Genomic DNA, 7,305 nt, shown 5'->3' with positions numbered 1-7,305 from the left:
GCCCTTGGCCATCACGGCCGCGGCTTGCTCGGTCGGGATGTCGTCCGGCAGCTTGATCAAGGACGATGCATCGATCACGCGCTGGACCGCATAGCTGCCCGGCGCGAAGAAGTACGCGGCGCGGTCGCCGACCGCGAAGCCGGACACCCCCGGGCCCACGGCCTCGACGACGCCAGCGGCTTCCACCCCGGGAACGAAGGGCAGCGGAACGCCAAAGGAACCATCGCGAAACGCCGTGTCGACGAAGTTGACGCCGATGGCTTCCTGGCGCAATCGCACCTGCCCGGCTCCCGGGGCGCCCGCCGTTTCTTCCTCGACCTGCAGCGCAGAGGGAGGGCCGTAGTGATGCACACGAATGACGGTGGTCATGTTCTTTTTCATGTTGGGTGAGTGATGTCAGATCACCGACAGCAGTCCGCCGTCGACGAGGAGCGCGATGCCGGTCACGTAGCTCGACATGTCCGAGCCGAGCCACGCGACCGCATCCGCGATTTCGGAAGGCTTGCCGAGCCGGCGCAGCGGCGTGCGCTGCCGGAAGCCCTCGGACGCGGCGGCGATGCCCGGATTGGTGCGCAGCAGGTGGGTGTCGATGGTGCCGGGAGCGACGGCGTTGATGCGTATGCCATCCGGGCCGAGCGCGTCAGCCAGGGCCTTGGCCATGAGCACGACGCCGCCCTTGCTCGTGGAGTAGGCCACGGTCATGCCCGCACCCGCGATCCCGCCCATGCTGGCCATCAGGACGATGCTGCCGGCCTTGCCGCGCGCCTTCATCTGCCGCGCGGCGGCTTGCGCGCTGAACAGGACGCCATCGAGGTTGACCGCCATCAGTCGCCGGTAGTCGTCTTCGGCCACGTCGGCGCCATCCGAACGCAACGTGATGCCGGCGTTGCCGACCATCACGTCGACACCGCCGAACTCCGCCGCCGCTTCGACCAGCGCMTCGACCTCCGTGCGCTGGCTCACGTCGGTGCGATGGAAGCGGGCGGCCACGCCGAGCGCCTCGATTTCCGAGGTGGTGGTGCTGCCGCCCTCGTTGGACGTTTCGGTGATGTCCGAGACGATGACCGCCTTCGCACCATGTTGCGCGGCGCCGATCGCGATCGCCCGGCCGATGCCGCTGGCGGCGCCGGTGACGATGACCACCTTGCCCTTGAGAATGTCGCTCATTTGAATGTTCCTCTTGGAGTCGCCGAAGGTCTCACTTGCCGCGCGGCAGCAGGATCTGCTTGGCCTGCGAACCGCCCTTTTCCACCATGCCGTAGGCCTCGACCGCCTGATCCAGCGGCCATGTCCGGATCGACGGCGCTTGGAAGATGCCCTCGTCGAAACCGACGCGCAGCGCATCCATGATCCTGGCGATCTCGGCGCCCGTGAGCTTCGCGGTGTCCACGCCGATCAGGCGCTGGCGACCGCGATAGAAGTCCACCAGGTCGAACTCGACGCGACGCGACCCCATGCTGCTGATGGCCACCTGCCGCCCGTCGAGCGCCAGTGATTTCAAGGCCGCTTCGAACAGGGCACCCCCGACCGTATCGAGCACGACGTCGACGCCCTTGCCGCCCGTCAATGCCTTGATTTCCTCGGGCAGATCCTGATCCTTCGTGTGGATGACGGCATCCGCTCCCGGCGCCTCGCCGGAAAGGATCGCGCCGATCACTCGCGCCTTCTTCCAGCGCCCGATCTGGGTGGCGGCCCGGCCGACCGCGCCTGCCGCGCCTGTGATCAGGACGGTCTCGCCTGCCTGCAGCCTGGCGGCATCGATCAGCGTCGTCCACGCGGTGACATAGGGCGCTCCCACCGCGGCGGCCTGTTCCATCGAGAGGCTCGCCGGCATCTCCGAGAGCCAGTCCGACGCCACGGCCAGATACTGCGCATGCGCACCGTTGCGGACCATGCCGAAACCCGCGCCGCTGCCCCAGACCTTCTTGCCGCGCCAAGCCGGGTCTCCGGCCACAACGACGCCCGCATAGTCCCGGCCCGGCGTGGTCGGCAAAGTGGCGTTGAAGAGTCCTGCGACGTTCTTCACGTCGCTCAGGTTGATGGCCGACGCATGCACCTCCACGAGAACCTCGCCACGCCCGAGTTCGGGAATCGCGATGTCCTGCAGTAGCAGCACCGTCGGCGCGCCAAACTTCTCCAGGCGCAAGGCGTTCATGGTCGTCATGTTGCCCCCTGCGCGCCTAAGCCTGCGCCGCCGGCGGCCAGGCACCGAGCTGCTGCAGCAGGGAGAAGAGATTCGCGACACCCCAGTGTTCCGTGATCTTTCCGTCTTGCACGCGCATCGCATCGACGGTTTCGAAATGGATCTTGCGACCCGTGGGCGCGATGCCGAACACGGCGCCCTGATGCGTCCCGTGGTAGGTCTTGAAGGTCGTCACGACGTCGCCCTCCACCCGCTGCCAATGGATGTCGGCATGAAAGTCGGGGAACGCGGCGCGCAGCGTCTTGTAGAGGCCCAAGGCGCCCGCCTTGTCCGGCGTGCAGTTGGGCTGCGGCGTGTGGTCCAGGAAGCTATCGGCGAAGAGCTCGTCGAACAGCGCATAGTTGCCGCCGCCTTGAACCTCTTCGGTGTTGCGACGGACGACGGCCTTGGCCGCTTCGCCCGCAGTGATCTTGCTGCTCATGGTTGTTCTCCTGGGAAGACTCGAAGCTCAACCGAACAGCTTGGCCGCCGTCTTCGCGACCAGCTCGCCCTGGTGGCGCGCGCCGGCAAGGTCGATCTCCGACGGCTGCCGCGATCCGTCGCCGCCTGCCACGGTCGTCGCGCCATAGGGTGCCCCACCGACGATTTCATCCATGCTCATCTGGCCTTGATGGCTGTACGGAAGGCCCACGATGGTCATGCCGAAGTGCAGCAGATTGGTGATGATCGAGAACAGCGTGGTCTCCTGGCCGCCGTGCTGCGTGGCGGAAGAGCTGAAGGCAGCACCCACCTTTCCATGCAGTGCGCCGCGCATCCACAGGCCGCCCRCCTGGTCGAGAAACGCCGCCATCTGCGAAGACATGCGCCCGAAACGCGTGCCGGTGCCGACGATGATCGCGTCATAGTTTTCGAGTTCGGCCACCGTGGCGACCGGGGCCGCCTGGTCGAGCTTGAAGTACGCGCTCTTCGCGACTTCCAGTGGAACGGTCTCGGGCACCCGCTTGATGTCGACCGTGGCGCCGGCACTGCGGGCGCCTTCGGCGATCGCTTCGGCCATCTTTTCGATGTGACCGTAGGACGAGTAGTAGAGGACAAGAACCTTGCTCATGGGAATCTCCTAGAAAAAGCGGACTGGGTCGCCAGCTCGGTTGGCAGACCACGAATTGACAGGAATCGCCGAAACGTCGGCGGGCGGGGAAGGAAGAACGAACTTCGATGACATGGCCCCGAGCGTATGAGCCTTGAATCTCTCGTGGAAGCCTGTTTGTTTCGATGGAATCCATCGAAAAACTCGATGATCCAGACAGCGAACGTCGCGCCGCCCTGAGTGCGCACGGAACCCCTATGCGTGCAGGCTGTCGATGTCGTGAGGGCGAACCCGAGTCATCCACTCCTGGCGTTGGCTACCTGTTGCGGTTGCGGTCATCGAACGGCGCGAATACCTCTGCCACCCAATCGGCGAAAACGCGGAGCTTCGAGCTCAGGTGTCGACTGCTCGGGTAGACCAGGTGCAGTGGATGCCGCGGCCGCGTCCAATCGTCGAGCACGGTGCGCAGCCTCCCGCTGTCGAGATGCGGCGTGACCATGAACTTGAAGGCCTGTCCGAGTCCCACGCCCGTGAGCAGCGCGCTCAGATGGGCTGTGCTCTCGTTGACCGCGACGGCGGCCTGACCTTGCACCAGCACCTGTTCGTCACCCTTGTGGAACTCGAGCGGGAACGCCTTTCCTGAGAGTGACGAGAAATACCCGACGATGGCGTGCCCTGGCACGGGCGTCTTGTTTGTCGGTCCGGGCTCGCGAGCCAGGAGTTCCGACGGATGTTGAGGAACACCGCGGGCGCCGAAATACAGAGGACTCCCGCAGGTGACCCAATCCAGGTCGGCGATGCGCCGGGCGACGAGCGATGTGTCGGCGAGCTCACCCCCGCGAACCACGCAATCGACGCCTTCACCGATGAGGTCAATGGGGCGGTCGCTGACGCCGAGGTCGACGTGCAGCTCCGGGTAGCGCGCGCGAAAGCTCGGCAGCGCCGGAATCAGAATCATGTTCGCCAGCACCGACCCGATGTCGACGCGAATGCGGCCGCGAGGCTGAGCCCGTGCTCGCGCTGCGCTCTCGTCCATCTCGTCGAGGTCGTCAATGAGACGCGTGGCTCGCTCGTAGTAGGCCGCTCCCTCGGGCGTCACGTTGACGCGCCGTGTCGTCCGCTGCAACAGCTTCGTGCCGAGGTGGCGCTCGAGGTCTTGCACGAGCTTGGTCACCGTCGGACGCGGAATGTTCATCGAGTCCGCGGCCTTCGAGAACGCGCCTGACTCGGCAATCCGCACAAACACGCGCAGGGCAAGCAGTTGGTCCATGGCTGGTCAGTGGGTGCGCACCGGGCCGAGATTATTCACACAGCTGAAATGAGAAATCAATTTTGTCGTCTTTATTCATTTGTGTGAACTGTCTAACCTTCAATCACCCTTCCAACAACTGGAGCACGACATGGGCAACAAACTCGCCGGCAAGGTCGCAGTCATCACCGGCGGCACCACCGGCATCGGCCTCGCAGCAGCGAAGACTTTCGCGTCGGAAGGCGCATTCGTCTAACTGTTTGCCGACGGCGGCATCGCGCAAGTCTGATCTACAAGCCAGCGCCTGGCGGCGCGGCGGCTCATCCGCGCTGGCCCGAAGCGCGCGCCCTGAGGCCGAAAGCGGCCTCTTAACCACAGAGGATCCTATGAAAACAGCGACCGACCTGCTTCACGCATATCTGGACAACATCGGAGATCCGGCGAAGGCCGCCGCACTGTTTGCCAACGACGGTGTCCTGGAACTTCCGTGGGTGAAAGCCCATGCGCAAGGTCCTGCGGCCATTGAGAAACTGATCGGGGGCATTCTCGTGAAGGTGCCCGAGTTCCGATTCAAGAACATMAAGCTCTGGATCGAGACGCCTGACAAGGCCTTCGCCGAGTACGAGGTCGAGGCAGTCGTCGTCGACACCGGCAAGATCTACCGGCAAACCTACGCCGGGTTGCTGATTGCGCAGGATGGCAAGATCGAGTTGCTTCGTGAAGCCCTCGACACCGCGGCGGCCGCACGAGCATTCGGCAAGGACTGAACGAGCAGGCGGGGTGGGGCCGGCCGGCGCAGCCCTCTATGGAGGGCTGTCAGAGGTCGAGGCTCAGCGTGTTGCAGAACGCGCCCACCAGACGGGTCGTCCTGAACCCCAGCCTGCGCGCCAGCGAAAGCATGGCCACGTTGGTCGAGAGGGTGATGCCGCTCAGTTTGCGCAGACCGAGCTGCCTGGCGGCGGCGATGAGCCGAAGCATCAGGTCACCCCCCAAGCCGCGGCCCTGCCACGCATCCGCCAGCACAATGGCGAAGTCCGTGTTGTCCGGCGACTCGAACACGCACGTTGCGATGCCGACGATCGCCTGTGTCCCCGCCGCACCGGAAAGTCCGATCAGCGTGTACTCACGGGAAGGATCCGTGTTTGACCAGTGGCGGATCTCATCGTCGGTCAGGCTGCGCGCGCCCATGAACCGCTTGTAGGCTGTGTCGCGGGACAGGGTCCGCACGAACTCGTGCACCAGCGGGTAGTCCTCGGCGCGGATGTGCCGAATGCTGACCGCGCGATCCGTCGGGCCGTGCCACTGCCCGGCGATCGAGCTTGCCGGAGTTTCGGCACCGGGCATACCGAGCGCATTCATGCTGGTCGTCTGTGTCATGGCCGTCTCCTGATGGAAGTTCGATGCCTCCAATCTAGGCGTGGATGCGTCGCAGACCAAGATGGCCGCCGGCAAAGTGGCATTTGTGAAACTGGAACAATGCGGGCAGTCGCCAGGCGCCGCCGACCGCGGCGCGGCAGGTGCCCAGGCTTCTCGGGGCTCCGAAAACACCCGCGCCAGGGAAAAAAGCCATTGCCAAACGGCGCAATGATTGCGTTGCAAGCGACCTGAATCGCGGGCGTATCATCCGATCCATCTCAACCGAGAGGCCTGCGACCGTGGACCGCATCGCCGCAATGACAGCCTTCGTTCGTGTGGTGGAAGCCGGCACCTTCACCAAGGCGGCCGAGACGCTCAACCTTCCCAATGCGTCGGTCACACGGCTCATCCAGGCACTCGAGGACGAGCTCAAGGTTCGCCTGTTGCACCGGACAACCCGGTCGGTGACGGTCACGGCGGAAGGCGCCGCCTACTACGAACGCGTCGTGCGCCTGCTGGCGGAACTCGCAGACATCGAATCCTCGGCAAAGCAGTCGCTCGCCTCGCCGACCGGCCGTGTCCGCGTGGAGACTGCAGCAGCCTTGGCTTCGATGGTCATCATCCCCGCCTTGGGAGAGTTCTACCGGGCGTATCCCAACGTGGACATCGAGCTGGGGGCCGGCAATCGCCAGGCCGACCTCGTCGCCGAAGGCATCGACTGCGCCATACGGGTCGGTGAGGTCACCGAGCAGTTCCTGGTGGCGCGGCGCGTTGGCGAGTTCCGGCTCTACACATGCGGGGCGACGGCGCTCTTCCCGCCGCACGGGCTGCCGGCGACCCCGGCGGATCTCGCATCATTCCCGACGATCGGCATGACTTCGTCGCAAACGAACCGGCCCCTTCCTTTCCAGTTTGCGAAGGATGGGGAAGTTCTTGAGCTCAGCTTCAGCCATCGCCTTGTCGCGAACGACACGAATTCCTATGTCGCGGCCGGCCTGGCGGGCCTGGGCATCATCCAGGCGCCGACTTACTGCGTCCACGCGGCCATTGCAGAAGGCAAGCTGGTTCCGCTACTCGACGAGTGGCGTACCCGCAGCATCCCGATTCACGTGATCTACCCACCCAACCGCTACCTCAGCGCCAAGGTGCGCGTATTCATCGACTGGGTCGTGACCTTGTTCGAGCGCGACGAACTTCTGAGGCGCGAGCCGACACACGCCTAGCGCATCGGCGTGGCCAACAGAACCGTCATTTGTACGGGATCGGCTTGCCCGACGCGTCCTTGATCTCGCCCCAGGCGGTGGCGATCGCGCCCTTGACCTTGTCGGGCATCGGCACGTAGTCGAGGTCGCCGGCGGTCTTGTCGCCGTTCTTGTAGGCCCAGTCGAAGAACTTGAGCGTGGTCGTGGCCTGCGCCGGCTTGTCCTGCAGCTTGTGCATCAGGATGAAGGTGGCGCCGGTGATCGGCCA

General features: G+C 64.9%; 9 protein-coding genes and 1 pseudogene. 2 read left to right on the top strand and 8 right to left on the bottom strand.

The window, feature by feature from the left end:
* The 6 genes from AC1D2K_RS25860 to AC1D2K_RS25835 form a co-directional block, all read right to left on the bottom strand.
* A partial coding sequence (locus AC1D2K_RS25860) for an alcohol dehydrogenase catalytic domain-containing protein (RefSeq protein ID WP_478092103.1) occupies positions 1–369 on the bottom strand: 369 nt, incomplete at its 3' end.
* 27 nt (positions 370–396) lie between these two features.
* Positions 397–1,167, bottom strand: coding sequence for an SDR family NAD(P)-dependent oxidoreductase (locus AC1D2K_RS25855; RefSeq protein ID WP_478092102.1), 771 nt, complete (start codon positions 1,165–1,167; stop codon positions 397–399).
* Between the two features lie 31 nt (positions 1,168–1,198).
* Positions 1,199–2,164: a quinone oxidoreductase family protein gene (locus AC1D2K_RS25850; RefSeq protein WP_478092100.1), complete on the bottom strand. Its 966-nt coding sequence runs from the start codon at positions 2,162–2,164 to the stop codon at positions 1,199–1,201.
* A 16-nt stretch (positions 2,165–2,180) separates the two neighbouring features.
* Positions 2,181–2,624, bottom strand: coding sequence for an ester cyclase (locus AC1D2K_RS25845; protein WP_478092098.1), 444 nt, complete (start codon positions 2,622–2,624; stop codon positions 2,181–2,183).
* Between the two features lie 27 nt (positions 2,625–2,651).
* Positions 2,652–3,251: an NAD(P)H:quinone oxidoreductase gene (gene wrbA, locus AC1D2K_RS25840; protein ID WP_478092096.1), complete on the bottom strand. Its 600-nt coding sequence runs from the start codon at positions 3,249–3,251 to the stop codon at positions 2,652–2,654.
* 295 nt (positions 3,252–3,546) lie between these two features.
* Positions 3,547–4,500 carry a LysR family transcriptional regulator gene (locus AC1D2K_RS25835; RefSeq protein ID WP_478092094.1) on the bottom strand — a complete coding sequence of 318 codons (954 nt, stop codon included), beginning with the start codon at positions 4,498–4,500 and terminating at the stop codon, positions 3,547–3,549.
* A 365-nt stretch (positions 4,501–4,865) separates the two neighbouring features.
* On the opposite strand from AC1D2K_RS25835, the gene AC1D2K_RS25830 reads away from it, so the two are divergent.
* A complete protein-coding gene (locus AC1D2K_RS25830; protein ID WP_478092092.1) occupies positions 4,866–5,246 on the top strand; it encodes a nuclear transport factor 2 family protein in 381 nt (126 codons plus the stop codon).
* 49 nt (positions 5,247–5,295) lie between these two features.
* On the opposite strand, the gene AC1D2K_RS25825 is transcribed toward AC1D2K_RS25830, so the two are convergent.
* Positions 5,296–5,856: an N-acetyltransferase family protein gene (locus AC1D2K_RS25825; protein ID WP_478092090.1), complete on the bottom strand. Its 561-nt coding sequence runs from the start codon at positions 5,854–5,856 to the stop codon at positions 5,296–5,298.
* A 278-nt stretch (positions 5,857–6,134) separates the two neighbouring features.
* Here AC1D2K_RS25825 and AC1D2K_RS25820 point away from each other — a divergent pair, with 278 nt between their 5' ends.
* Positions 6,135–7,058, top strand: coding sequence for a LysR family transcriptional regulator (locus AC1D2K_RS25820; RefSeq protein WP_478092088.1), 924 nt, complete (start codon positions 6,135–6,137; stop codon positions 7,056–7,058).
* 25 nt (positions 7,059–7,083) lie between these two features.
* On the opposite strand, the pseudogene AC1D2K_RS25815 reads toward AC1D2K_RS25820, so the two are convergent.
* Positions 7,084–7,305, bottom strand: a pseudogene (locus tag AC1D2K_RS25815) (phosphate ABC transporter substrate-binding protein PstS); the annotation flags it as partial.

The organism is Variovorax sp. P1_H12_2, assembly GCF_056405335.1.
This window is presented reverse-complemented; position numbering and strand designations above follow the sequence as displayed.

What these genes read in the sequence shown, in the direction of transcription:
- AC1D2K_RS25850 (WP_478092100.1), bottom strand. Translation starts at nt 2,164, where the DNA reads ATGACGACCATGAACGCCTTGCGCCTGGAGAAGTTTGGCGCGCCGACG.
- AC1D2K_RS25845 (WP_478092098.1), bottom strand. Translation starts at nt 2,624, where the DNA reads ATGAGCAGCAAGATCACTGCGGGCGAAGCGGCCAAGGCCGTCGTCCGT.
- AC1D2K_RS25835 (WP_478092094.1), bottom strand. Translation starts at nt 4,500, where the DNA reads ATGGACCAACTGCTTGCCCTGCGCGTGTTTGTGCGGATTGCCGAGTCA.
- AC1D2K_RS25825 (WP_478092090.1), bottom strand. Translation starts at nt 5,856, where the DNA reads ATGACACAGACGACCAGCATGAATGCGCTCGGTATGCCCGGTGCCGAA.